We start from the raw sequence: 26,120 nt of genomic DNA, 5'->3' as shown, positions 1-26,120 counted from the left end.
TCGTATATCGTAAATCAAAAAAATCATTACTAAAATTAATATCATCTGTTTTGCAGATGATATTAATTTTTTGCATACATTTGCAAACCGAAAAAAATAATTATTAACAAGTATCAAAAAGAGATCAACGATTATCGAAGGATAAGATTAAGACCTTAATTCATAATCACTCTTAAAAAACAATTTAAAATGGCAAGATATACTGGTCCTAAAACTAAAATAGCTCGTAAATTTGGCGAGGCTATATTTGGAGAAGATAAATCTTTTGAGAAAAGAAATTATCCTCCAGGTCAACACGGAAACGCAAGAAAACGTGGAAAAAGGTCTGAATACGCAATCCAATTAATGGAGAAGCAAAAAGCAAAATACACTTATGGTATTTTAGAGCGTCAATTCAGAAACATATTTAAAAGCGCTAGAGCTGCTCAAGGTATTACAGGTGAGGTTTTATTACAACTTTGCGAATCTAGATTAGATAACGTAGTATACAGAATGGGTATTGCTCCTTCTAGAAGTGGTGCTAGACAATTAGTATCTCACAGACACATTACTGTAAATGGTGAGTTGGTAAACATTCCTTCATACCAATTAAAAGCAGGAGATGTTGTTGCGGTAAGAGAGAAATCTAAATCTCTTGAAGCTATTACAAGATCTTTAGCTAACTCAAGTCAAGTATACGAATGGATTACTTGGAATGACGATACGAAACAAGGAACTTACGTTTCTGTTCCTGCAAGAATCCAGATTCCAGAAAATATAAACGAACAATTCATCGTCGAGTTATATTCAAAATAATAAATTAATCATATTGGTATTTGGCCAAAGGGTTTATTGGTGCTTCTTCAAACTTTTAAACCGCGCAACCAAATAACAATTAAAACGAAGAAAAAAACATGGCAGTATTTAATTTCCAAAAACCAGATAAAGTAATCATGATTGATTCAACTGATTTCGAAGGTAAATTCGAATTCAGACCTTTAGAGCCTGGTTATGGTTTAACAGTAGGTAACGCATTAAGAAGGGTTTTATTATCATCTTTAGAAGGATTCGCCATTACATCAGTTAGAATAGAAGGTGTAGATCATGAGTTTTCAGCAATCGCTGGAGTGGTAGAAGATGTTACTGAAATCATTTTAAATTTAAAACAAGCTCGTTTTAAAAGACAAATTGAGGATATTGATAACGAATCTATCTCTATTTCAATTTCAGGTCAAGAGCAAATTACAGCTGGAGATTTCCAAAAATTCATTTCTGGTTTCCAAGTATTAAATACAGAATTAGTTATCTGTAACTTAGATCCTAAAGTTAATTTCAATATGGAAATCACTATTGAAAAAGGTAGAGGATACGTTCCTGCAGAAGAAAACAAAAAAGCTGCTGCACCAGTTGGAACTATTTTTACCGATTCTATTTATACGCCAATAAAAAACGTTAAGTATAGTATTGAAAACTATCGTGTTGAGCAAAAAACAGATTACGAAAAACTGGTTTTTGAAATCATTACAGATGGTTCTATTACGCCACAAGACGCTTTAACCGAAGCAGCAAAAACGTTAATTCACCACTTCATGTTATTCTCTGATGAGCGTATCACGTTAGAAGCTGATGAAATTGCACAAACGGAGACTTATGATGAAGAATCACTTCACATGCGTCAGTTGCTTAAAACTAAGTTAATCGATATGGATTTATCGGTACGTGCACTTAACTGTTTAAAAGCTGCAGAAGTAGATACTTTAGGAGACTTAGTATCTTTCAATAAAAACGATTTAATGAAATTCAGAAACTTTGGTAAGAAGTCTTTAACCGAGCTAGAAGAACTAGTAAACGTTAAAGGTTTAAACTTCGGAATGGATTTAAGCAAATATAAATTAGATAAAGACTAGAACGATTTTTTGATTTAGGAATTGCGATTTTTTATTAAAGAAGTCGTAATTCAAAGATCGTAAATAGTAATTCATTAACCCATCATAGTTTGCTCCCTAAAAAGGTATAGAAGCAAGATGATGATAACAAAAATGTCATGAGACACGGAAAAAAAATCAATCATTTAAGTAGACAAACTGCACATAGAAAGTCTATGTTGGCTAATATGGCTTGTTCTTTAATAGAGCACAAACGTATTAACACTACAGTTGCAAAAGCAAAGGCTTTAAAACAATTTGTAGAGCCAATGATTACTAAGTCTAAAGAAGATACAACCCATAACAGACGTATCGTTATGGCTAACTTAAGACAAAAAGATGCTGTTGCAGAATTGTTTAGAGATGTTGCTGCTAAAGTGGCGAATCGTCCAGGAGGTTACACAAGAATCATTAAACTTGGTAATCGTTTAGGTGATAACGCTGATATGGCAATGATAGAGCTTGTAGATTACAATGAGCTTTACAATGCAGGTAAACCAGAGAAGAAAACAACACGTAGAAGTAGAAGAGGTGGTGCAAAACCAGCAGCTGCTCCTGCTGTTGAACCTAAGGCAACAAAAGAAGAGGAAGAATAAATGTTAATAAGCATTTAACATATAAAGGATAAACTATTTTAGTTTATCCTTTTTTTTTAGCATTTTTGCAAAACTTTTTTAATTAATACATGAAATATCAAAAAAGACAAAAAGCCATTATTCTTTTAGCAGATGGCACCATTTTTTACGGAAAAGCAGTAGGGAATAAACAAGGAACAGCATTTGGTGAGGTATGTTTCAATACCGGAATGACTGGGTACCAAGAAATTTTTACTGACCCTTCTTATTTTGGTCAGTTGATGGTAACAACCAATGCGCACATTGGTAATTACGGTGTGAATGACGAAGAAATTGAATCAGATTCCATTAAAATTGCAGGGTTAATTTGTAAAAATTTTAGTTACGATTATTCACGTGATGTAGCTAATGGTTCGTTGGAAGATTTTCTAGATAAGAACAATCTTTTAGCAATATCTGATGTGGATACAAGAGCATTGGTAAGCTATATAAGAGATAACGGTGCTATGAATGCTGTTATTTCTACCGATGTAGATAATGTAGAAGGATTAAAAAAGCAATTGGCTGAAGTTCCAGATATGAATGGTTTAGAGTTGGCATCAAAAGTGTCAACCAAAGAACCTTATTATTTTGGCGATGAAAATGCCACTTACAAAGTAGCTGCTTTGGATATAGGTATCAAAAAGAATATCCTTCGCAACATAGCAAAAAGAGATGCTTACATAAAAGTATTCCCTTATAATGCTAAGTTTGAAGACTTGGAAGCTTTTAAACCAGATGGCTATTTCTTATCAAACGGTCCTGGAGATCCAGAACCTTTGGTAGAAGCACAAACTTTGGCAAAAGAAATCATAAAAAGAGATTTACCATTGTTCGGTATTTGTTTGGGACATCAAGTGATTGCATTAGCTAACGGTGTGTCGACTTATAAAATGCATCACGGGCATAGGGGGATTAATCATCCAATAAAAAATTTGGTTACAGGTAAGGGTGAAATTACTTCCCAAAATCATGGTTTTGCTGTAAACAGGGAAGAAGCGGAAGCGCATCCAGACTTGCAAGTAACGCACGTGCATTTGAACGACCATACGGTAGCAGGATTGGCAATGAAAAGCAAGAATTGTTTTTCGGTACAATACCATCCGGAAGCTAGCCCTGGTCCACACGATTCGTCGTATCTTTTCGACCAGTTTATAGAAAATATAAAAAGAAATTAAAGTGTTGATGGAGACCTTACAGGTTTCAAAAACCTGTGAGGTCTTTTATTTAATAGATATTTTGAGATACTAAAACGAACGGTTTAGCCAAAAGTTGGCTGGTGCTTGCGTTAGGGGTTGCAGTGAAAAGCCCACAGCGACGCAGGATCGAGGACTTGTAACGAAAAACCCGACCCTTGTGGTAACGCCCAAAAGCTGTTTTGTTTTATAAATAATATTACTAAAACGTTATAGGTGCTTTTTTGGATAATTATCAAAGAACATCTTAAAAAAAACAAGATTTAAACGTAAATTTGAATTGTTAAAAAGTTTAAAATAACCAATTATGAGTATAATAATTAATATCCATGCTAGACAGATTTTAGATTCTAGAGGAAATCCTACTGTTGAAGTAGATGTTGTAACAGAAAATGATATTTTAGGAAGAGCTGCCGTACCATCTGGTGCATCAACAGGAGAGCATGAAGCTGTAGAATTACGTGATGGTGGAAAAGCATATATGGGTAAAGGTGTTTTAAAAGCTGTAGATAATGTAAATTCTATTATCGCTCCAGAATTAATGGGTGTTTCAGTTTTTGAACAAAACCTAATCGATCAAATCATGATTGATTTAGACGGAACAAAAAATAAATCAAAATTAGGAGCTAACGCTATTTTAGGTGTTTCTTTAGCCGTTGCAAAAGCAGCGGCAAACGAACTTAACATGCCTTTATACCGTTATGTAGGCGGTGTGTCTGCAAACACGCTTCCGGTTCCAATGATGAATATTATAAATGGAGGTTCGCATAGTGATGCCCCTATTGCATTTCAAGAGTTTATGATTATGCCTGTAAAGGCTAAAAACTTTACACACGCTATGCAAATGGGAACTGAGATTTTCCACAACCTTAAAAAAGTATTACACGATAGAGGTTTAAGTACCGCGGTTGGGGATGAAGGTGGTTTTGCGCCAAATTTAGCCGGAGGAACTGAAGATGCTTTAGATTCTATTAAATTGGCTGTTGAAAAAGCTGGATATACTTTTGGTGGTGATATTATGATTGCTTTAGATTGTGCTGCTGCAGAATTTTATGTAAATGGAAAATACGATTACACAAAGTTTGAAGGTGAAACAGGAAAAGTAAGAACATCTGCGGAACAAGCGGAGTATTTAGCTGAATTATCTGCAAAATACCCAATCATCTCTATTGAAGATGGTATGGATGAAAACGACTGGGAAGGTTGGAAATTATTAACCGATAAAATTGGTGATAAAGTACAATTGGTAGGAGACGATTTATTTGTAACCAACGTTGAGCGTTTATCTAGAGGTATTGAAGAAGGTATTGCAAATTCAATTTTGATTAAAGTAAACCAAATTGGATCGTTAACCGAAACAATTGCAGCTGTAAATATGGCTAAAAACGCAGGGTACACATCTGTAATGTCTCACCGTTCTGGAGAAACTGAAGATAACACCATTGCCGATTTGGCAGTAGCTTTAAACTGTGGACAAATCAAAACTGGTTCTGCATCTCGTAGCGACCGTATGGCTAAGTATAATCAATTACTTCGTATTGAAGAACAATTGGGTGAAGTTGCTTATTTTCCACAGGAAAAAGCATTCAAAATAAAATAAGAAAATTAATTTTTTTTAAAAAGCGGTTATTATTTTAATAATCGCTTTTTTTTTTACATTAATTTCAAACAATTTGTTAATTGATTAAATCTTTGCTTTCAACCCCTATATTAATAAAGGTATATTTCGTAAATTAGCAATCCAATTTAAGAATTAAAAAAAAATCATTCATACTTATGGCAAATACTGCTACCATTGAAGTCAACGGAAAAAAATTAGAGCTTCCAGTTATTGAAGGAACAGAAAAAGAGTTAGCTATTGATATATCAAGTTTTAGAAGTGCATCAGATGGTGTTATTACTATCGATCCAGGATATAAAAATACAGGGTCTTGTGAAAGTGCTATAACGTTTTTAGATGGTGAAAAAGGTATTTTAAGATATAGAGGCTACTCTATTGAAGAATTGGCTGATAAGGCAGATTTTTTAGAAGTTGCTTATTTGTTGATTTTTGGAGAACTTCCAACCAAAGAACAAAATGAGAAGTTCCATAACGATATTAAAGCGCAAGCTGTAGTAGATGAAGATGTTAAAAAGATTTTAGACGCGTTCCCAAAATCGGCACATCCAATGGGTGTTATATCTTCTTTAACAAGTGCATTAACTGCTTTTAACCCTTCATCAGTGAATGTGGATTCAGAAGCAGATATGTACAAATCGGTAGTGCGCTTATTAGGTAAGTTTCCAGTATTAGTAGCTTGGACCTACCGTAAAAAATTAGGTTTACCACTTGATTACGGTGATGATTCTTTAGGATATGTTGAAAACATTCTGAAAATGATGTTTAGACAACCTAATGCACTCTATGTTCAAAATAAAATTTTAGTTGATGCTTTAGATAAACTTTTAATTTTACATGCAGACCACGAGCAAAACTGTTCTACATCTACAGTTAGAATTGTAGGTTCATCGCATGCAGGTTTATTTGCTTCAATTTCAGCTGGTATTTCAGCGCTTTGGGGACCACTTCATGGTGGTGCTAACCAAGCAGTATTAGAAATGTTGGAAGCAATTCAACAAGATGGTGGCGATACTAAAAAGTATATGGCTAAAGCAAAAGATAAAGCAGATCCGTTCCGTTTAATGGGCTTTGGTCACCGTGTTTACAAAAACTTCGATCCACGTGCTAAAATCATTAAAAAAGCAGCTGATGATGTATTGGGTAACTTAGGTATTGAAGATCCTATTTTAGATATAGCAAAAGGCTTAGAAAAAGAAGCGTTGGAAGATAAATACTTTGTGGATAGAAAATTATATCCAAACGTAGATTTCTATTCAGGAATTATTTATAGAGGTATGGGCATCCCAACCGAAATGTTTACGGTAATGTTTGCTTTGGGACGTTTACCAGGTTGGATTGCACAATGGCGTGAAATGCGTTTGAAAAAAGAGCCCATTGGAAGACCAAGACAAATTTATACTGGTGCAACTCAAAGAACATTTGTGCCAATAGAAAAAAGATAAAATTTTTTAAGTGTAAAATAAATGAAGCTTCATAACTAAACATTATGAAGCTTTTTTATATTTACACCATGCTACAACTGAATATAAAAAACGAAATCTCTAGGTTAAGAGCTGTTATTTTAGGCACGGCCGAAAGTAATGGTCCTACGCCTACTGTGGAAGATTGCTACGACCCTAAAAGCATAGAGCACGTGCTTGCTGGCACCTATCCGAAAGAAGAAGATATGATTAGGGAGATGGATGCTGTTGAGGCGGTTTTAAAAAAATACGATGTTCAGGTGTTTAGGCCACAAGTTATTAAAGATTGTAACCAAATATTTTCGCGCGATATTGCTTTTGTTATAGAAGACAAACTAATTAGAGCCAATATTTTACCAAACCGAGAAGCCGAAATAGAAGCTATCCGATATGTTTGGAATCAGGTAGATAGAAAAAACCGAATTGTATTGCCACCAGAATGCCATGTGGAAGGTGGTGATGTTATGCCTTGGGGCGATTATATTTTTATAGGAACGTATTCCGGTGAAGATTATCCCGACCTAATTACCGCTCGTACCAATATGGATGCTGTTATAGCCATTCAAGAACTGTTTCCAGAAAAGACGGTGAAGTCGTTCGAACTTAGAAAATCGAACACCAACGCCAAAGAAAACGCACTGCATTTAGATTGCTGTTTCCAACCCATAGGGAAAGGTAAGGCCATTATACACAAAAACGGTTTTTTAATCGAGCGTGAATATGATTGGTTGGTGAATTTCTTTGGAAAAGACCATGTTTTTGAAATTACCAAAGACGAAATGTATGACATGAATAGCAATATTTTCTCCATTTCAGAAGATGTTATTATTTCCGAAAAAAACTTTACGCGCTTAAATACCTGGTTACGCCAACAAGGTTTTACAGTTGAAGAAGTGCCTTATGCCGAAATTTCTAAACAAGAAGGCTTGTTGCGCTGTAGTACGATGCCTTTGGTTCGGGATTAAATTCCTGCGAAAGCTGGAAGCTTTGGTTTGTTTAACGTTTTTGTATAAGGGAAGTTGCGTGTTTGTATGCGAGGATTTTCCGAAGGAAAATCAGAAGCTAACAAATGAGCAACTCACTTTGGTTTAGCTAAAACTAGCAATTTTTTTATATTGTGTTGGCACCAGTTTTTATTGTTTTAATTCAATTATTTGCTGTATTGCATACTCTTTTGCTCTTTCGTCGCCATATTCAACTGTCTTTTCGTAATATGCAATGGCCTTTTCTTTATCTCCTTTTAATTTGTAACCTTGAGCAATATTTGAAAGAACAATATAATCTTTAGGATTAATCTTTTCAGCTCGCAAAAGTGGCTCAATTCCTTTGTCATATTCTCCAGTTAGCAAATAAGTAATAGACAGATTTGACAAACTCTCAATATGATTTGGATAATATTTTAAAACTTCATTCGCAATTTCTCGCATATTTTTAAGTAAATCGTCATTTCCAGTATCATATAATTGTATTTGATAAGTTTGGATATCTAGTAGAAAATTTGTTTCTCCACCATTTCTTTTTTCATTATCAGACCAAGTCCAATTATTATTGTTTGTTGAAGAATACTCAATTGTTTTAATTATCTCCGATGTGAAACTTTCCCAATCAGGTATTTGTCCTAATGCGTATATTTTTCCAAATCTCATATCAAGTCGGTTTGGATAAAGTTTGATTCCTTCGTCAATTTTATTTAACCCTTTTTCTAATTCTTTTTGATCAAAATAAATTTCACTTCCTAAAAACCCTGCTGTTTGATTCAAACTATCTTTTAAAACAAAACCTTCTCCATTTAGCTTGTCATTAGATAAAGCAAGAACTTCTTGCTTAGATTTCATAAAATGGTAATTGAAATAGCTTGTGTAAAGTTCAGCATCTTTTGGACTAGCTGAATTCCATTCGGTCAAAACTTTTAATTGGTTGATGGTGTCATTAGTCTGACAATATTTTTGAAAGTCAGATTGATAGTCTTGACTAAATCCAAATTGGGAAATTAAAATCGCAATTAATGTTCTTAATATTCTTTTCATACGTATTTTTCTCAAATTGAGGCCAATTATTAAGATATAAAACCGTTTCAATGTTTTATACTTGACGTTAAACGAAGTTAGTCGAAATTCTTTACAAAGTCAAGTGTAATACTTCAATTTTAATAACATAAATAGTATTATTTTTGTAGTATAAAGTGATACACCATGCAACAAACCACAGATACTATTTTAATGATTCGTCCTATAAATTTTAGGATGAACGAGCAAACTGCTGTAAATAATTATTATCAAAAAATATTGGATAATGTATTGCCGCAAACGGTTAATGCCAAAGCGCAACAAGAGTTTGATGCTTATGTTGAAAAACTAAGAAGTGTTGGAGTTAATGTGATTGTAGTGAAAGATACTAATGAATTTGATACGCCAGATTCTATTTTTCCTAATAACTGGGTGTCGTTTCATGAAAATGGCGATGTGGGTTTGTATCCTATGTTTGCTGAAAACAGACGTTTAGAACGGAATGAAGATGTGCTTGAAGCTCTTGAAAATGCTGGTTTTGTAATTAAAAACATAGTGGATTATACTGATGCAGAGGACGAACAGGTGTTTTTGGAAGGTACGGGAAGTGTTGTTTTAGATAGGGTAAACCGCAAAGCGTATTGTGCTTTATCTCCCAGAGCCGATGAAGATTTGTTTATTGAGTTTTGTGAAGATTTTGAATACTTGCCCATTATTTTTACAGCAAACCAAACCGTGAATGGTGAGCGAAAAGCCATTTACCATACCAATGTGATGATGTGTTTGGGTGAAACCTTTGCCGTTATTTGTTTAAGCAGTATAGACGATAAAAAAGAACGCAGAAATGTAATGGACCATTTAAAACAAGATGGCAAGGAAATTATAGATATTACCGAAGCACAAGTAAATAATTTTACGGGTAATATGTTGCAGGTTAGAGGTGTGAATGACGAACGGTATTTGGTAATGAGTACTGCAGCGTATAATTCGTTAACTACAGATCAGGTTAAAAGGCTTGAGAAGCACACTAAAATACTCTCAAGTTCTTTAGATACTATTGAGGCCTGTGGTGGTGGTAGCGCCCGTTGTATGATGGCCGAGGTGTTTTTACCTAAAAACTAAGTTGGCTGATAGGTTGTGTTAGGGATTACTCATGCATGTTATTTTAAATTAATGAAATCGTGAATGCTACGCATTTATAGTAGAAATCCTTTTTTGTAAGGCACGAGCAAAAAGATTGTAACGGATAGCCCGACCCCATAGGGTAACGCCCAAATAGGATGTTACGATGGTCTGGATTTCGGCAATTGTACGTAGAAGGTGCTACCAACGTTTACGGTGCTTTCTACCCAAATTTTACCGTTGTTTAATTCTACCAATTCTTTACAGATGGATAAGCCTAAACCAGTGCCTTTTTCGTTATTGGTGCCTACGGTAGTAAACGAACTGTTGTTTTTGAATAGTTTATCTATGTTTTGTTTAGAAATACCAATACCTGTATCGGCAATACTAATAATACAGCTTCCATTGCTTATATGGTTTGAAATGGTAATAGTATCGCCATTTTTACAGAATTTTAAGGCATTGGCAAGTAGGTTTTGAACCACTATTTCGAACATGCTTCTATCGGCATAGGCAAAATCGCGTAAAGAATGGTCTATCAATTCGATGCCTTTATTTTCCATACGTTGTTCAATAAGCCTAACTTTTTCTTCAAACACTTCTTGAATATCGAAAAGTGTTGGTTTTGGTTCTAAAGATTGCATTTGAGATTTAGACCAGTTTAATAAATTGAACAATAATAAGGATGCATTGTTGGCGTTTTCGCTTAACTCTGGTATTAAATTATCGAACTCTTCTCTAGATAAAGAGCCGTCTTTTAATAAATCTATAAATCCGTTTATGGAAGAAAGGGAATCTTTTAAATCGTGTGATACAATTGAAAACAGTTTGTCTTTTACATTATTAACGTTTTCAAGATGCTTGGTTTGTTCTAGATAAGCTTCGTTTTGTAATTCAATTTTAAGATTTTTCTCTTCTAATTCTTGGGTGTATTTTATATTGTTGTTTCTCTTTAAATAAATTAAGATTAAGAAGGTTGAAACAATGGCAAGTGCTGCCAAAAGACCGTAAAATATTAATTTGAATTTACCGAAGTTTTTACTTAAACCAAGATCAGAATTGTCGCTTGAGTCTCCAGTAATGTTGTTGTTTATTAAATCTTTTTCAAAATTAGGATTGAAATCCAATGGAACCGAATCTATATTTTTTATTTTGTCGGCATTAGCTAGCTCGTTTTTTAAGTTATAGTACTGGCGTTGCCATATAAAAGCTTTGTCGAATTTATTTTTTGTAGAGTCTAAAGCAATCATCGATTTGTAATATTTAAGCAACTCATCTTTGCTGTCTATACCTTTGGCTATGGTACCAGCTTCAAAAAGATGTTGTTCGGCTAAAACCAGTTTGTTTGTTTTTAAATTTAGTTCTCCAAGACTGTTTAAAGCGGATAAAACACCTGTTTTGTTATCAGATTTTCTATTAATGTTCAAGCCTTCCAATAAAAAATGGGAAGCTTTATCGTAATCGTTGAATTTTAAATATTCAGCACCTAATTTAGGATAAATTAAACCTTGTAAAGAATCATTGGTGCCGTTTTTGCCATTTAAAACTTTTTGGTAATATTCAATAGCTTTTCTGTTTTCGTTTTTTGTTGAATAAAGTTCAGCTAATTGGTTATAAGATTGTATAAGCTCTTTGTTTTCATTCAATTGTTTTTGAATATCAACCGCTTTTAAATTATATTCTATAGCTCTATCAACTGCATTTATGTTTTGGTACGCTTTTGCTAAATTACTATACGCTAAACTCAAATCTTTAAGTAGGCTTTGATTCTCTAAATCTTTAATGGCGGCCAATGAATATTGTATCCCTTTAGAGTAATTACCTCGCTTAATTTCTATTAAACCAATACTGTTGTTAACTTTTGCGACCCCAAGTGTATCGTTTAAATGCTTAAATAATATTTTAGATTTTTCATAACCAGTTACTGCATTAATATAATCCCCTTTTTGTGAGTAAATAAGCGATTTGTAAAAGCATGTTTCAGCAATACCTTTAGTGTAGTTTAAATTGTTAGAAAGTTTTTCGCTTTCAATAATATACTTTAAAGCTCTGTCATAATCCTTAATTTCGTAAAGCAATTTAATAAGCTTTAAAGAGGTTTTAACTTTTAAGGAATCTTGGGTTTCGAAGGCAAGTTGGATGGAAAGACTATCTAGTTCTTTGGTTTGTGAAAAACCTAAGAATACAGACATTATAATAATTAAAGTAATTATTCTCCTCATATAATTTATATTACAACAAGTAATAAAACCATAATTAAGTATGCCTTATTTGAGGGAAAATAAGTATTACCTATTTAAGCTGTAATGTTTTTGTTGGTTAAAAAAAATCCACCTAAATGGATATTAATAGCTTTACATAGCAAAAGTTGGAAAAAGCAGCATCAAAATCTAATTTCTGCGTTTTTCTACCAATAAATTAGATGAAAGGATAAAGTGAGAAATAGAAAAATTCGACGAATAGATTAACGGCAAAAATCATAGAAAAAGTGTACTTTTATCGATGAAATGCGTTGGTGTTTTTTTATTTAATTTTCAAAATGAAATAAAAGGTTAGTATCTAAATAATGGCAATATTTTTTGTTTTTATTATGCCAACTTTTGCAATAATCCTTTAATAAAAGTTTTATCTTTGCTCACTTAAAAATAAGACTATTAATGAACCCTCAAGAAACTTTATCTAGCCAAGTAAAACAAGCGGTTTTAGCATCTTTTAACATTCAATTAGAGTCGGTAGAATTTCAAGCCACCAGAAAAGAATTTGCAGGAGATATTACCGTTGTAATTTTCCCCATGTTACGATTTGTTAAAGGAAATCCTGTGCAAATAGGTGAAACTGTCGGTGCTTATTTAGTTGAAAATGTTGAAGAAGTTAAGGCTTTTAATGTAGTAAAAGGTTTTTTAAATGTTGAAATAAGCGATGCTTATTATATTGATTTTTTTAATAGTATTAAAAATGAAGAAACTTATGGTTTTGTTTCTCCTAAGGCAGATGATAAAGCCATCATGGTGGAGTATTCATCTCCAAACACCAATAAGCCTTTGCATTTAGGACATGTAAGAAATAATCTTTTGGGTTATAGTGTTTCCGAAATTTTAAAAGCTTCAGGTAAAAAAGTTTACAAAACCCAAATTATAAACGATAGAGGTATTCATATTTGTAAAAGCATGTTGGCATGGAAACGTTTTGGTAAAGGTGAAACTCCAGAAAGCACAGGTTTAAAAGGCGATAAGTTGGTTGGGAATTATTATGTGAAGTTCGACCAAGAGTACAAGAAAGAAATAGAGGCACTAATAGCTTCTGGTAAAACAGCCGAAGAAGCTAAAAGAACAGCGCCACTTTTAGTAGAAGCTCAAAATATGCTTCAAAAATGGGAAGCAGGAGATGAAGAAACAGTGTCGTTATGGAAAAAGATGAACGGTTGGGTATATGAAGGTTTTAATGAAACTTACAAAAATTTAGGAGTAGATTTTGACACTTTATATTATGAAAGTGATACCTATTTATTGGGAAAAGAATTTGTTGCTGAAGGTTTAAAATCGGGTGTTTTTATAAAAGAGGATGACGGTTCTGTTTGGTGCGATTTAACCGAAGATGGCTTGGATAAAAAAATAGTGCAACGGTCCGATGGAACAGCTGTTTACATGACACAAGATATTGGAACAGCTATACAGCGTATAAAAGATTTTCCAGATGTGGGTGGTATGGTTTATACTGTTGGAAATGAGCAGGATTATCATTTTCAGGTACTGTTTTTAATTTTGAAAAAATTAGGATTTGAATGGGCTAAAAATCTATACCATTTAAGTTACGGAATGGTAGATTTACCTAGCGGAAAAATGAAGAGTAGGGAAGGTACTGTGGTAGATGCCGATGATTTAATTGATGAAATGGCATCAACCGCTGGTGAAATTTCAGAAGAATTAGGGAAACTTGATGGTTATTCTCAAGCAGAAAAAGAAGCGCTTTATAAGACCATTGGTTTGGGTGCTTTAAAATATTACATTCTAAAAGTAGATCCAAAAAAGCGTATTCTGTTCGATCCTAAAGAGTCTATCGATTTTCAAGGGAATACGGGGCCTTTTATCCAATATACCTATGCAAGAATTCAAGCTATTTTAAGAAAGGTAGATTTTGATTGCAATGTTACCTTGAGCGCAACAGATAAATCTTTACATCCTAAAGAAAAAGAGCTTTTAAAGCAATTGGAATTATTTCCTGAGGTTATTCAAAATGCTGCATCGCAACACAGTCCAGCTTTGGTGGCTAATTATACTTATGACTTGGTGAAAGAATTTAATTCATTCTACCAAAACGTATCTATTTTGGGTGCTGATGATGATAACGACAAGTTACTAAGGGTACAACTTTCTAAAATGGTGGCGCAAACCATAAAAAATGCATTTGCTGTTTTAGGCATACAGGTGCCTGAGCGTATGTAATGTTATTTTTGGAAAATAGAAACTTATCTTCCGTATAAAAAATACTTATTGACTAAATCAATATACAAGCGTTTCGCTTCGTTTTGAGATAGATTTTTTACTTGAAATAATGCATTGGTTTTAAAAGCATTTATAATCGCTTTTTTGCTACTAGGCCTGCTGTAGTTGTTCGTGGCTTTTTTATAGTAGGCATAAAGGTTTAGAAGTACATCGGCTGGAAAAGGCTCGGTGTAAGCATTTACGCGTTCAACCGCTTCTTGGAATTCTATTTCTAATGCTTCATCAGTCATTTGCTTCTGCAATAATACTTTCACCTCCACGCACTTTTTGGTTTAATTGCACTTTTATTTTTGTGTCTAGCGGTAAAAATAAATCAACTCTAGAGCCAAATTTAATAAAACCAGATTCTCCACCTTGCATAGCCTTGTCGTTTATTTTAGCATAGTTCACTATGCGTTTTGCTAATGCTCCGGCTATTTGTCTGTAAAGTACTTTGCCATAGGTTTCGTTCTCAACAACAACTGTTGTGCGTTCGTTTTCTTCACTTGCTTTGGGATGCCAAGCTACTAAATATTTGCCTGGGTGGTATTTGCTGAAAATAACATTTCCACTAATTGGATAACGTGTAACATGTACATTTATTGGCGACATAAATACACTTACTTGTAAGCGTTTGTCGTTAAAATACTCTTTTTCAAAGACTTCTTCAATAACAACTACTTTTCCGTCAACTGGAGAGACTACATGTTTGTTGTTTGAAATTGTATGCCGCTTTGGGTTTCTAAAAAATTGAAGAATGATTATTAAAAAAGCCAATAAAGCAATTAAAACAATAGTTCGTAGCCAGTCTATTGGTATAAAGCTATCGGCCAACAGAGAGCAACCAACAACAAATACAAATGTTAGAAATATAATTTTATGACCCTCTTTATGAAACATAGTGCAAAATTCTTAAAAATAAATATATAAATGGCGCAGCAAAAATAATACTGTCTAATCGATCTAACAAGCCGCCATGACCGGGCATTATAGTGCCACTGTCTTTTACGTTTGCTTGTCGTTTAAACTTAGATTCTATTAAGTCGCCCAAAGTGCCAAATACGGTTATTACAATACTTAAAACAAGCCAACTTGTAAAGTCTAAAGTTTGTGTAAAGGTAGCAATAAAATAGCTTGCTATGCACGAAAAAAATAAACCGCCTAAAAAACCCTCTACTGTTTTTTTAGGTGAAATTTTTTCAAAAAGTTTTTGTTTGCCAAAATTTTTGCCAACTAAATAGGCAAAAGAATCGTTTACCCATACTAAAATAAAAGAACCCAATAGAATGTTAGGGTTGTAGATTTCGTTGTAATCGGCTATTAAAATTAGAAAAACAAAGGCACTTGAGATGTAAAAAGTGGTTAATATAAAACGTTTTGAACTAAAAAGCGGCGTTGTTTTATCTGAAAATAAATCTTTAATTAAAAACAATTCAATAAATATAGTTAGTACCATAAGTATTTGAATAGCCTCATCAATGCCTGTATCTGTATTTAAAATAAATTCCCAATACACAAAAAAGGCATAAAGGACACCAAATATGAAATAAGGAATGATACTTTTAAGGTGAATAAGTCTTTTGAATTCAGTTAAGCAAATAATGCCAAATACAAAAAACAAGATAATCAGTGATTGTTGATGGCTTATACACAATATTAAAAGCACAATGTATAGCAATCCAGAAAGTGATCGAATAAGAATTTCTTTCATCTTATAAGTCTTCTAAAAGGAGTAGGTATAGGTTTTTAGCACTACTACCATAACTTAAGAAATCTTTTTCGTCGTTTGATTTGAAATGTTTTATGGTGGTAATATTTGTTGGGATTTTTTGTCTGTTTTTAGATTTAATACCTCGCAAACCTTCACCAATATTTTCAACAATTTGACTAGTAGTAGCAAAAACAATAAAGTTTACAGGTAATTCGGGTAATTTTTTTTCAAAAATTTGTTTTGAAGAAATAAGTAAAGATCCATCATTAGCTATTAAATTCTCACAAGTTGTTAAGAAAAGGGTGGCGTCGCTAATTTTAGATGTAGATTGTAAATTGGTTTTTTTGAATTTATCTTTTAAGTTTTCGTCTAGTACTAAGGTTTCTTTATCTTCCCAATTATTTTCCTCAATAATATTTTGTAAGTTCTGAAATATCTCATTTAAATTTTCGCAATACAAAAACTTACCACCATTGCCTTTAAAGTTTATGGTAAACTTTTCGTCAATAGGCAGTTTTATTTCAGGCATATATTTGCCTCTGTCAGAAGATTTTACTTCTTCTTCCGATTGGTCTGGTTTTAAACCAAAAATTTTTCTAAAAAGGCTCATTCAGTAAGCTGCTATTAATATATTTCCTTTAGAGGTTATCAAATATAAAAAATCTTAAATTAACCGTACGGTTAATTTAAGATTTTTACTATTTATCTAAGCAATATTGCCGAAAACTTGTTTATTAGTTTTCAACATCTTCTTTTTCAAATGCCCGTTTACCAAATATCTTTTCCAAATTATCTTTAAAAATAACCTCTTTTTCAAGAAGAACTTCGGCTAGTTCTGTCAGCTTATCTCTATTGTCTTCAAGTAATTTGATAGCACGTTTGTATTGTGTTTCAATAATATCTGAAATTTCTTTGTCAATTAATTCGGCTGTTTGCTCGCTGTATGGTTTTGTAAATCCATATTCGTTTTGCCCCGAAGAATCGTAATAAGTTAAGTTGCCTATTTTATCACTTAATCCATATATGGTAACCATGGCTCTAGCTTGTTTGGTAACTTTTTCCAAATCGCTTAAAGCTCCTGTAGATATTTTGTTGAAAATAACTTTTTCAGCAGCACGACCACCTAAAGCAGCACACATTTCGTCTAGCATTTGCTCTGGGTGAACAATTAAACGTTCTTCTGGTAAATACCAAGCAGCACCTAATGAGCGGCCACGAGGTACAATGGTTACTTTAACCAATGGCGCAGCATGTTCTAGCATCCAACTAACAACGGCGTGACCTGCTTCGTGGAACGCTACCGCACGTTTTTCACTTGGCGTGATGATTTTGTTTTTCTTTTCTAAACCACCAATAATTCTGTCTACAGCATCAAGAAAATCTTGTTTGTCAACCGATTTTTTACCATTTCTTGCAGCAATTAATGCGGCTTCGTTACAAACATTGGCAATGTCAGCCCCAGAAAACCCTGGAGTTTGTTTTGATAAGAAATCGAGGTCTAGGTCTTTATCCTTTTTTAGTGGTCTTAAATGCACTTCAAAAATTTCTTGACGTTCACGAACGTCTGGTAAATCAACATAAATTTGTCTGTCAAAACGTCCAGCACGCATTAAAGCGGTATCTAAAATATCAGCTCTATTGGTTGCCGCAAGTACTATAACATTAGTGTTTGTGCCAAAACCATCCATTTCGGTTAGTAATTGATTTAATGTATTTTCACGTTCATCATTACTTCCTGACATGGCATTTTTCCCTCTGGCCCTACCAATGGCATCAATTTCATCAATAAAGATAATTGAAGGTGATTTTTCTTTAGCTTGTTTAAATAAATCTCTAACACGAGACGCACCCACACCAACAAACATCTCTACGAAATCTGAACCAGATAAAGAGAAGAAAGGTACTTTAGCTTCGCCTGCAACGGCTCTAGCTAATAAAGTTTTTCCTGTTCCTGGAGGGCCTACAAGAAGCGCTCCTTTTGGTATTTTTCCTCCTAAAGAGGTGTATTTTTCTGGAAATTTAAGGAAATCAACTATTTCTTGAACTTCTTCTTTTGCACCTTCTAATCCTGCAACATCTTTAAAGGTTGTCTTTACTTCTGTGTTCTGATCAAAAAGTTTTGCTTTAGATTTACCTATATTGAAAATTTGACCACCAGCACCTCCGCCAGCACCACCAGACATACGGCGCATGATAAAAATCCATACTCCAATAAGTAAGATAAAAGGCAAAATACTCATTAAAAGGTTGCCCCAATTGTCGGTTTCGGTATCAAATTTTATAACGGGTTTGCTGGGTAAATCTTTAGAAGCTTCATTTAACTGATTTTCAAAATTTTGAAGATCACCAAACTCAAATTTATAGTTTGGTAATTTAGTAGTAGAAGGTAAAAAAGTTGTTGGTTTCGATTTCTTATGAATCTCTTTGGATTGAGCTTCAGAAGTTAAATAAACTTTAGCAACACGAGTGTTTTTTATAATATCTACCTGTGCAACATCACCATCTTCTAAATATTTAAAAAATTCTGATGGGGTAGTAGCGCTTCCATCTTGAGATGTACTACTGCTAAACAATTGAAACCCTAAAAACAGGGCAATTAAAATACCGTAAATCCAGTATGGACTGAATTTAGGCTTGTTGTCATTTATGTTTTTTTTGTCGTTTGCCATTCTTTTCTAATAACTAGTTTCTATAACTGTTGTTTTTGCATCGCCCCAAAGACTTTCAATGTCGTAATATTGTCTAATTTGTTTTTGAAAAACGTGAACTACTACGTTAACATAGTCCATTAGCACCCATTCGGCATTATCCATACCTTCGGTGTGCCAAGGATGATCTTTAAGTTCTTTGCTTACTTTTTTCTGAACTGAATTAACTATAGCGTTTACCTGCGTATTTGAAGTTCCTTCACAAATTATAAAATAATCGCAAACCGTATTTTCAATCTCTCTTAAATCAAGAATGTTTATTTCTTTTCCTTTAACGTCTTCAATGCCACTAATTATAACAGATATTAATTGGTCTGCACTTATATTTTCTTTCGCCATTAAATGTTTTTAAATTTTTGCAAAGTTATTATTTTTTTAGTTCTTTATGCTTTAAAATTATCATAAGATTTTATATACTAATAATAACTGTTTAATGCATATAATCAAACTTAATGCCATCGATTCTACAAATAGTTATTTAAAAGCACATTGTTTGAATGAGTTGGTTGCAGACTATACAGCTGTTATAACTAAAAACCAAACCAATGGCAGAGGACAAATGGGAACGGTTTGGGAATCTCAATCTTCTAAAAACCTAACGTTCAGTGTATATAAGGATGTTTCCAGTTTTAATGTAGAGTATCCTTTTTATATAAGTATGGTGGTTTCTTTGGCACTTTTAAAAACCCTACAATTTTTTTCTATTAGTAAATTAAGTGTAAAATGGCCTAACGACATTTTGTCAGAGAACAAGAAGATTTGTGGCATTTTAATAGAAAATGTAGTAAAGCAAAGTAAATTTAGTAGCTCTATTATTGGAATAGGACTGAATGTAAACCAAGTAGAATTTGATAATTTGCCCAAAGCATCTTCTTTAAAATTAATTACTGGACGGGTTTATGATTTAGATGAAGTTTCCAGCATTATCATAAAAAACTTAAAACATTATTTTAATATTTTAAAAAGGGGACACTTAGATGTGCTTAAAGAAAAATATGAAGCATCTCTTTTTAGAAAAAATAAACCTTCAACATTTCAAGATGCTGAAGGTTTGATGTTTTCTGGTATTATAAAAGGCGTTTCGGATTATGGAAACCTACAAATATTGCTTGAGGATGATATAATTAAAGAATTCGATTTAAAAACCGTTACGCTTTTATACTAAATTGCTTTTGGGATACTTGTAGCAAGTGTTTCAATGAATTTGCTGATTGGGCCTTTTATCATCATAGCCATCATCGGGTTAAAGTCGCCCGAAAATTGCAATTGTACTTCGCTGCTAGCTTCATCTATTTTAGTGATATTGCCAATAAGGGAAAAGTCTATTTTTCCTCCAGCGGCGCCTAAAATTATTTTATTAGGCGGTACTACTTCTTTCTTTTTTAAAACGATTTCCGGCATACCTTTTAAAGCAAATACAAAAGTGTCTTCGCTTAAAACTTCAAACTTGCTAATGTTTTCGGGCATTAATGATTTGAAATTTTTAACATCAGCTAAAAAATCAAATACGGCTTCAGGTGATTTGCTAACGTTTATTTTTGGAGATTCTAAATTCATTTTTGTTTTGGTGTTAAGTCGGTTTTTGTTAAGTTGATAGTCGGTTAAACGACTTAATAACTCACAAGAACCTTTTTTAGATGGCGTTCCATTCACTAGGATTGGTATTCCATTCCTGTAAAGTTTTTAATTCCTTTTCAGAAATATAGTTGGTTTTTAAAGCTTGTTCAAGCAAACTATTGTAATCGCTTAATGTTTGTAGCTTGATGTTTTCTTTTTCAAAGTTTTTGACAGATACATCAAACCCATAAGTGAATATAGCAATCATGCCCTTAACTGTAATATGAGCTTCTTTAAGGGCTTTTACGGCATTTAAGCTACTACCTCCAGTGCTTATTAAATCCTCTACAACAACAACGTTTTGTCCAGATTCTATAAAACCTTCAATTTGGTTTTTGCGTCCGTGGCCTTTAGCATCGGGTCTTACGTAAATAAAAGGCAGTCCCATATATTCAGCAACCAACATGCCTATACCAATAGCACCAGTGGCAACACCAGCAATAACATCAGGTTTTCCATATTGTTTTTCAATTTGTTTCGCCATGGTTTCTCGAATGTAATTTCGAATAGGGGGAAACGATAAAACAATACGGTTATCGCAGTAAATGGGCGATTTCCATCCAGAAGCCCAAGTAAAAGGGGCTTTAGGGCTAAGTTTTATAGCATTTACTTGCAATAAAACTTCAGCAGTTTTTCTAGCGGTATCTTTATTAAAAATCATAGGAGCAAAAATAAACATAAATTTAGTTTTACATTGTAGCGATGCAATTAATAAAAAATATTTTTTTCAACAATGTGTAGTTTGTGGCTAAAAATGATATTTTTACCAAAGTGTAATTATTAAAGTAAGGCATGTACAAAGTTTTTGTTGGCGATAAACCTATAATTTTAACAACAGTTGTTGAGCAAGAAACTAACTTTAAAAACTATTTATTGGATACGGTAAATATTGGAAAAGTTATAAAGGAGCTTAATACTACGAAATTAGAAGAAGTACGCCTTATTCATAAAAATGGCGAAAAACTACTTAAAAAGTTTTTAAAAAAATTGCCAAATGTAGTTGCTGGTGGAGGTAAAGTGTATAATGATAACAATGAAATTTTATTTATTTACCGAAATGATAAATGGGATTTACCTAAAGGGAAAATAGAAGGCTCTGAAAGTATTGAAAGAACTGCTTTGCGTGAGGTTATGGAAGAAACTGGTGTTGCAGGTTTAGAAATAACAAAACCATTAGAAACCACATACCATATATTTAAACGTAATGGAAACCATAGAATTAAGGTAACCTATTGGTTTGAAATGAAAACAAGCTTTACAGGTGTTTTGTATGCTCAAGAAGAAGAAGGTATTACCAAGGTTGAGTGGTTAAGTCATGAGCAAGTATCTGGAGCTCTTGAAAATTCATATGCAAATATTAAGATTCTTATTTAAAAGCATCATTTCTAAATTAAAAAAAAGAGTAATTAAAACTCAAACGTTTTAGTGGCTATATAGAGTTAAATGAGCTTTTCTTTGGAGATACTTATTTATTAAACGTAAATTTGCACCTTCAAAAAAACAACCATGACAGAATTTGTAAGGAAGATAATACCAAATGCTAAAGATGATGTGTTGGCAGGTATAACAACATCGTTAGCTATGATTCCTGAAGTAGTTGCATTTGCTTTTGTTGCTCAAATAGATCCTTTAGTGGCGCTTTCAGGAGCTTTCATTATAGGTTTGATTACCGCTATTTTTGGAGGAAGACCCGGTTTAATTTCTGGAGCAGCTGGGGCAGTTGCCGTTATTTTTGTGCATTTAATTTCAGAAGGTCATGCCAAAGGGATGCAGTTTGATACGCCTGTTGAAAACATGGGGTATTTCTATTTATTGGCAGCTGTTATACTAATGGGTGTGTTTCAAATAAGTGCGGGGTTATTTAAATTAGGACGTTTTGTTAGGCTTATTCCACACTCTGTAATGATGGGGTTTGTAAACGGTTTGGCCATTGTTATTTTTCTAGCTCAAGTACGTATGTTTTCACATAAAGAACTAGAAATTTCAGCAGATGGTGTTAAAGAATACATCAACATTCCCATGCAAGGCTCCGAATTGTATTTAATGATTGGGTTGGTTTTGTTTACTATGGGTGTTATTTGGTTATTGCCTAAAATAACAACCAAAATTCCAGCAGCATTAACAGCGATTCTAATAACTACAGGTATTGTGGTGTTTGGAGGGTTGGATGTTAGTACCGTAGGTTCTTATATAGTTGAAGGTGGCGGAAGCGGTTTAAAAGGTGAATTTCCAACACCTAATTTAGAACTTTGGCAATATTTACCGTTTAATTTAGATACCTTAAAATTTATCTTGCCATATGCGTTTTTAGCGGCTTCGGTGGGATTGATTGAATCCCTAATGACCATGAATTTGGTTGATGAATTAACTGAAACCAGAGGAAACGGGAACCGAGAATGTGTTGCTCAAGGCGCAGGAAATATAGTAAGTGGTTTGTTTGGTGGTACCGGAGGTTGTGGTATGATTGGGCAAACAGTTATCAATATTAATGCTGGAGGCCGAGGTAGATTATCTGGAATCATGATGGCGGTTACACTACTTACCTTTATTTTGTTTACTGATAAATACATTGAACAAGTGCCTATTGCTGCATTAATAGGGGTGATGTTTATGATGGTGATAGAAACCTTTGCATGGTCTAGTTTTAGAATTCTTAGAAAAATACCAATGGCAGATGCTTTTGTATTGATTACAGTATCGGCAGTTACCGTAATTTACGATTTAGCCATTGCTGTGTTTGTAGGTGTTATTATTTCGGCATTGGTTTTTGCTTGGGAAAATGCCAAAAAAATTAGAGCAAGAAAGCGTATTTCTGAAGATGGAAAAACAAAAACCTATGAAATTTGGGGTCCTTTGTTTTTTGGATCTATTCAGGCTTTTAATGAAAAGTTTGATGTGAAAAATGATCCTGACCATGTTGAGATAGATTTTGTAGAATCGCGTATTAGCGACCATTCCGCATTGGAAGCTATTTTTAATTTGGTGAATAAATATGAAGCCGAAGGGAAGTCCATCAAGCTAAAACATTTAAGTGAAGACTGTAAAGTGTTGCTGTATAAGGCAAGTCCGAAATTTAGGGAAGTTATTGTTGAAGCTGTTGATGATCCACGTTATTATTTAGCCGAAAACCCAGAGAAATTTCCAAAATCATTATCGGAATATAAGTTTTAGATTGGTTAGAAAGTTAGATTTTTAGAAGGTTAGATGGTTAGACCTTTTAGAAAGTTAGATAATTAGAAGGTTAGACTTTTAGAAGCTTGAACTGAATACTTTTGTCTGGAAATCTAAAAATCTAAAAGGTCTAAGTAGTCTAAGAGATCTAAGAAGTCTAAAATTAAATCTATTTCACGCGCACGCTATCTGGTACAAACTTGGTATAATCGCCCTTGTTTTTAATAACATCGCGTACTATGGAAGAGGATATGTACGATGTTTTTGCTGCAGTTAATAAAAACACCGTTTCAATAGTAGCTAAGCGCCTATTGGCATGAGCAATGGCTTTTTCAAACTCAAAATCAGCAGGATTACGTAACCCGCGTAAAATGAATTTTGCGTCAATTTCTTTGCAAAAATCAACCGTCAAGCCTTTATAGGTAACCACTTTTACTTTCGGCTCGTCGGCAAATGCTTCTTCTATAAATCCTTTTCGTTCTTCTAAAGAAAACATGTATTTTTTATCGGAGTTCACACCAATAGCCACAATGACTTCATCAAAAAGCGTCACACCACGTTTAATAATATCGTAATGCCCTAAAGTTATAGGGTCAAAAGACCCTGGAAATATGGCTTTTTTCATTCCTATCCCTAACCCTTTCCAAAGGAAAGGGAATTTTTATTTAGTTAAAATTAATTAATAAGTAAATATACAATTCTATTGTAAATATCCCCAACAGTTTCCCTCATTAGGAGGGATTAAGGGAGGATTCAATAGCATTATCAAACAACTCAACCAAACTAATTCCTGCAGCCTTAGCTTGTTGGGGTAAAATACTGGCTAAAGTTAATCCAGGTACGGTGTTTACTTCCAATAAATGCGGTTCACCATTTTTAAAAATATATTCGCTTCGGCTAAAACCTTTCATTTTTAAAACTTCGTACACCTTTTTTGCAATGGCAGTTACTTTGGTTTCTTCATCTTTGGTTAATCGGGCAGGGGTTATTTCTTGCGATTTTCCTAAATATTTAGCTTCGTAATCAAAAAAATCATTTTCGCTTACAATTTCGGTAATGGGCAATACTTTGGTTTCACCTTTAAAATTTATAACGCCTACAGATACTTCGGTGCCGTCTAAAAAAGATTCAACAATAATTTCATCATCTTCTTTAAAAGCTACCTCAATGGCATGTTTTATATCTTCCTTTTTGTGCACTTTCGTTACACCAAAACTACTACCCGCTTTATTGGCCTTCACAAAGCAAGGCAAACCTACTTTGGCAACAATGGCATCCTCATTAATGGTATCACCTAAATTTATATAAAATGATTCAGCCGTTTTTATGCCATAGGGTTTTAAAACGCTTAAACAGTCGCGTTTGTTAAAGGTTAAACCCGCTTGATACATATCGCAACTGGTTTGCGGCATGCTAATCAATTTAAAATAAGCTTGCATAAATCCGTCTTCTCCAGGCGATCCATGTATGGCATTAAACACACAATGAAAAGTTATTTTTGAGTTGTTTAGAGTCACCGAAAAATCATTTTTATCCACAGGGAATTCAGCGTTGTTGCTATCAACATACACCCATTTTTCTTTGAAAATATGAATTCTGTAAACGTTGTATTTTGAAGCATCTAAAGTTTCAAAAACCACTTGGCCACTTTTTAATGAGATTTGGTATTCGCTTGAATAACCTCCCATGATGATAGCAATATTTTTTTTCATCTGTATAGAAATAATTAAGGTGTCAGTCTAAAAACTACAATAAAACGTATCTATTATTAGTTAAGCTAAAATATCACTTAAATTGCAAAAGAAAAAACAGTTCTGTTTTTATATATTTGCCTAATCGAAAATTTTATACATGAGCGTTATTAAATTTCTAACCAGTAAAGTATTTTTTAAACAATTATTATTGGCTGCGGTTGCGGTAATTGTATTAAGTTTTATCATGTTACGATGGTTAAACTTTACCACAAACCATGGTGAATTTGAAACCGTACCGGAATTAAAAGGAAAATCTTTAAGTGTTGCACAGATAGAGTTAGACGAGAATAATTTAACAATGCAGGTTCAAGATTCCGCAAACTATAACCCCGATTATCCTAAGTTTTCGGTTATAGATCAAGCGCCTGCAGCAGGTGCCAAGGTTAAAGAAGACCGCAAAATTTATATTACGGTAAATCCTTCTGGTTATAGAAAAATTGCCGTTCCAGATTTAAAGGAGCGTACGTTTAGACAAGCAAAACCAACTTTGGAAGCTTTAGGGTTTAAAGTAGGAAAGCTTACGTATGTAGATAACATTGCCAAGGATTTGGTTTTGGATATGACCTATAAGGGGAAACAAATAAAATCTGGTGAAAAGCTGCCAAAAACAACTGCTATAGATTTGGTGCTTGGAAATGGAACTAGACCAGGTTCAGCAACAACTGAAGAAGGAGATAGTTTGCCCGACAACGGAAATGAAGATGCTGCACCGGCTTCCGATTTAAATTTTTAAATTAACAACTGCTGTGGTTTAC

25 protein-coding genes are annotated in these 26,120 nt (G+C 33.5%); 13 read left to right on the top strand and 12 right to left on the bottom strand.

Translation table 11 applies throughout. The annotated features are described in order from the left end of the window. Positions 1–189: 189 nt before the first annotated feature. From rpsD to ACGK9U_RS03245, 7 genes are all read left to right on the top strand, one after another. Positions 190–795 (top strand): 30S ribosomal protein S4, encoded by a 606-nt coding sequence (gene rpsD / locus ACGK9U_RS03275; protein ID WP_394464946.1) that lies wholly within the window; start codon positions 190–192, stop codon positions 793–795. 98 nt (positions 796–893) lie between these two features. Continuing rightward, positions 894–1,886, top strand: coding sequence for a DNA-directed RNA polymerase subunit alpha (locus ACGK9U_RS03270; RefSeq protein WP_117172433.1), 993 nt, complete (start codon positions 894–896; stop codon positions 1,884–1,886). A gap of 137 nt (positions 1,887–2,023) precedes the next feature. After that, positions 2,024–2,500 carry a 50S ribosomal protein L17 gene (gene rplQ, locus ACGK9U_RS03265; RefSeq protein WP_209653644.1) on the top strand — a complete coding sequence of 159 codons (477 nt, stop codon included), beginning with the start codon at positions 2,024–2,026 and terminating at the stop codon, positions 2,498–2,500. Between the two features lie 89 nt (positions 2,501–2,589). Further along, positions 2,590–3,696 carry a glutamine-hydrolyzing carbamoyl-phosphate synthase small subunit gene (carA, locus tag ACGK9U_RS03260; protein ID WP_394464945.1) on the top strand — a complete coding sequence of 369 codons (1,107 nt, stop codon included), beginning with the start codon at positions 2,590–2,592 and terminating at the stop codon, positions 3,694–3,696. Between the two features lie 325 nt (positions 3,697–4,021). After that, entirely contained in the window at positions 4,022–5,314 is a 1,293-nt protein-coding gene (gene eno / locus ACGK9U_RS03255; RefSeq protein ID WP_394464944.1) for a phosphopyruvate hydratase, read from the top strand. 176 nt (positions 5,315–5,490) lie between these two features. After that, positions 5,491–6,777: a citrate synthase gene (locus tag ACGK9U_RS03250; RefSeq protein WP_394464943.1), complete on the top strand. Its 1,287-nt coding sequence runs from the start codon at positions 5,491–5,493 to the stop codon at positions 6,775–6,777. Between the two features lie 68 nt (positions 6,778–6,845). Beyond that, entirely contained in the window at positions 6,846–7,760 is a 915-nt protein-coding gene (locus tag ACGK9U_RS03245) for a dimethylarginine dimethylaminohydrolase family protein (RefSeq protein WP_394465198.1), read from the top strand. A gap of 168 nt (positions 7,761–7,928) precedes the next feature. Here ACGK9U_RS03245 and ACGK9U_RS03240 read toward each other — a convergent pair whose 3' ends face one another. Beyond that, positions 7,929–8,822, bottom strand: a complete 894-nt coding sequence (locus tag ACGK9U_RS03240) for a tetratricopeptide repeat protein (protein WP_394464942.1) — start codon at positions 8,820–8,822, stop codon at positions 7,929–7,931. Between the two features lie 165 nt (positions 8,823–8,987). On the opposite strand from ACGK9U_RS03240, the gene ctlX reads away from it, so the two are divergent. Next, positions 8,988–9,923 carry a citrulline utilization hydrolase CtlX gene (gene ctlX, locus ACGK9U_RS03235; RefSeq protein WP_394464941.1) on the top strand — a complete coding sequence of 312 codons (936 nt, stop codon included), beginning with the start codon at positions 8,988–8,990 and terminating at the stop codon, positions 9,921–9,923. Positions 9,924–10,084: 161 nt separating this feature from the next. Here ctlX and ACGK9U_RS03230 read toward each other — a convergent pair whose 3' ends face one another. Continuing rightward, entirely contained in the window at positions 10,085–12,115 is a 2,031-nt protein-coding gene (locus ACGK9U_RS03230; protein WP_394464940.1) for an ATP-binding protein, read from the bottom strand. A gap of 465 nt (positions 12,116–12,580) precedes the next feature. Between ACGK9U_RS03230 and argS the strand changes: the two genes are divergently transcribed. Further along, the gene (gene argS, locus ACGK9U_RS03225) at positions 12,581–14,365 is read left to right on the top strand and encodes an arginine--tRNA ligase (protein ID WP_394464939.1); all 1,785 of its coding nucleotides are present in this window, start codon (positions 12,581–12,583) and stop codon (positions 14,363–14,365) included. Between the two features lie 23 nt (positions 14,366–14,388). Here argS and ACGK9U_RS03220 read toward each other — a convergent pair whose 3' ends face one another. From ACGK9U_RS03220 to rsfS, 6 genes are all read right to left on the bottom strand, one after another. Then, a complete protein-coding gene (locus ACGK9U_RS03220) occupies positions 14,389–14,655 on the bottom strand; it encodes an acyl-CoA-binding protein (protein WP_394464938.1) in 267 nt (88 codons plus the stop codon). Beyond that, positions 14,648–15,304 carry a phosphatidylserine decarboxylase family protein gene (locus ACGK9U_RS03215; RefSeq protein ID WP_394464937.1) on the bottom strand — a complete coding sequence of 219 codons (657 nt, stop codon included), beginning with the start codon at positions 15,302–15,304 and terminating at the stop codon, positions 14,648–14,650. Before ACGK9U_RS03215 ends, ACGK9U_RS03220 begins: the two co-directional genes overlap by 8 nt. Continuing rightward, a complete protein-coding gene (locus ACGK9U_RS03210) occupies positions 15,294–16,115 on the bottom strand; it encodes a phosphatidate cytidylyltransferase (RefSeq protein WP_394464936.1) in 822 nt (273 codons plus the stop codon). The genes ACGK9U_RS03215 and ACGK9U_RS03210 overlap by 11 nt, the downstream gene beginning before the upstream one ends. A 1-nt stretch (position 16,116) precedes the next feature. Beyond that, positions 16,117–16,725 carry an LUD domain-containing protein gene (locus tag ACGK9U_RS03205; protein WP_394464935.1) on the bottom strand — a complete coding sequence of 203 codons (609 nt, stop codon included), beginning with the start codon at positions 16,723–16,725 and terminating at the stop codon, positions 16,117–16,119. Between the two features lie 124 nt (positions 16,726–16,849). Next, positions 16,850–18,784: an ATP-dependent zinc metalloprotease FtsH gene (gene ftsH, locus ACGK9U_RS03200; protein WP_394464934.1), complete on the bottom strand. Its 1,935-nt coding sequence runs from the start codon at positions 18,782–18,784 to the stop codon at positions 16,850–16,852. A 6-nt stretch (positions 18,785–18,790) separates the two neighbouring features. Then, positions 18,791–19,162, bottom strand: a complete 372-nt coding sequence (rsfS, locus tag ACGK9U_RS03195; RefSeq protein WP_394464933.1) for a ribosome silencing factor — start codon at positions 19,160–19,162, stop codon at positions 18,791–18,793. Positions 19,163–19,256: 94 nt separating this feature from the next. On the opposite strand from rsfS, the gene ACGK9U_RS03190 reads away from it, so the two are divergent. Next, positions 19,257–19,988: a biotin--[acetyl-CoA-carboxylase] ligase gene (locus ACGK9U_RS03190; protein ID WP_394464932.1), complete on the top strand. Its 732-nt coding sequence runs from the start codon at positions 19,257–19,259 to the stop codon at positions 19,986–19,988. On the opposite strand, the gene ACGK9U_RS03185 is transcribed toward ACGK9U_RS03190, so the two are convergent. Then, positions 19,985–20,380: an SRPBCC family protein gene (locus ACGK9U_RS03185; RefSeq protein WP_394465197.1), complete on the bottom strand. Its 396-nt coding sequence runs from the start codon at positions 20,378–20,380 to the stop codon at positions 19,985–19,987. The two genes, ACGK9U_RS03190 and ACGK9U_RS03185, sit on opposite strands and share 4 nt — an antisense overlap. A gap of 76 nt (positions 20,381–20,456) precedes the next feature. Then, the gene (gene pyrE / locus ACGK9U_RS03180) at positions 20,457–21,101 is read right to left on the bottom strand and encodes an orotate phosphoribosyltransferase (RefSeq protein WP_394465196.1); all 645 of its coding nucleotides are present in this window, start codon (positions 21,099–21,101) and stop codon (positions 20,457–20,459) included. A 131-nt stretch (positions 21,102–21,232) separates the two neighbouring features. Between pyrE and ACGK9U_RS03175 the strand changes: the two genes are divergently transcribed. Then, positions 21,233–21,814 carry an NUDIX hydrolase gene (locus ACGK9U_RS03175; RefSeq protein WP_394464931.1) on the top strand — a complete coding sequence of 194 codons (582 nt, stop codon included), beginning with the start codon at positions 21,233–21,235 and terminating at the stop codon, positions 21,812–21,814. A gap of 132 nt (positions 21,815–21,946) precedes the next feature. Beyond that, on the top strand, positions 21,947–23,611 hold the full coding sequence (locus ACGK9U_RS03170; protein WP_394464930.1) for a SulP family inorganic anion transporter: 1,665 nt from the start codon (positions 21,947–21,949) through the stop codon (positions 23,609–23,611). Between the two features lie 169 nt (positions 23,612–23,780). Here the strand turns inward: ACGK9U_RS03170 and coaD are convergent, their stop codons facing one another. Then, positions 23,781–24,236, bottom strand: a complete 456-nt coding sequence (coaD, locus tag ACGK9U_RS03165; RefSeq protein ID WP_394464929.1) for a pantetheine-phosphate adenylyltransferase — start codon at positions 24,234–24,236, stop codon at positions 23,781–23,783. A 106-nt stretch (positions 24,237–24,342) separates the two neighbouring features. Then, complete coding sequence (locus ACGK9U_RS03160) at positions 24,343–25,323, bottom strand: D-alanine--D-alanine ligase (RefSeq protein WP_394464928.1); 981 nt, start codon at positions 25,321–25,323, stop codon at positions 24,343–24,345. A 139-nt stretch (positions 25,324–25,462) separates the two neighbouring features. Between ACGK9U_RS03160 and ACGK9U_RS03155 the strand changes: the two genes are divergently transcribed. Next, positions 25,463–26,098 carry a PASTA domain-containing protein gene (locus ACGK9U_RS03155; RefSeq protein WP_394464927.1) on the top strand — a complete coding sequence of 212 codons (636 nt, stop codon included), beginning with the start codon at positions 25,463–25,465 and terminating at the stop codon, positions 26,096–26,098. Positions 26,099–26,120: the final 22 nt, after the last annotated feature.

The sequence above is a fragment of the Mariniflexile sp. HNIBRBA6329 genome (genome assembly GCF_043558645.1).
GTDB lineage: Bacteria > Bacteroidota > Bacteroidia > Flavobacteriales > Flavobacteriaceae > Mariniflexile.
The sequence above is the reverse complement of the archived record's forward strand: the minus strand, read 5'-3'. Positions and strand labels throughout refer to the sequence as shown.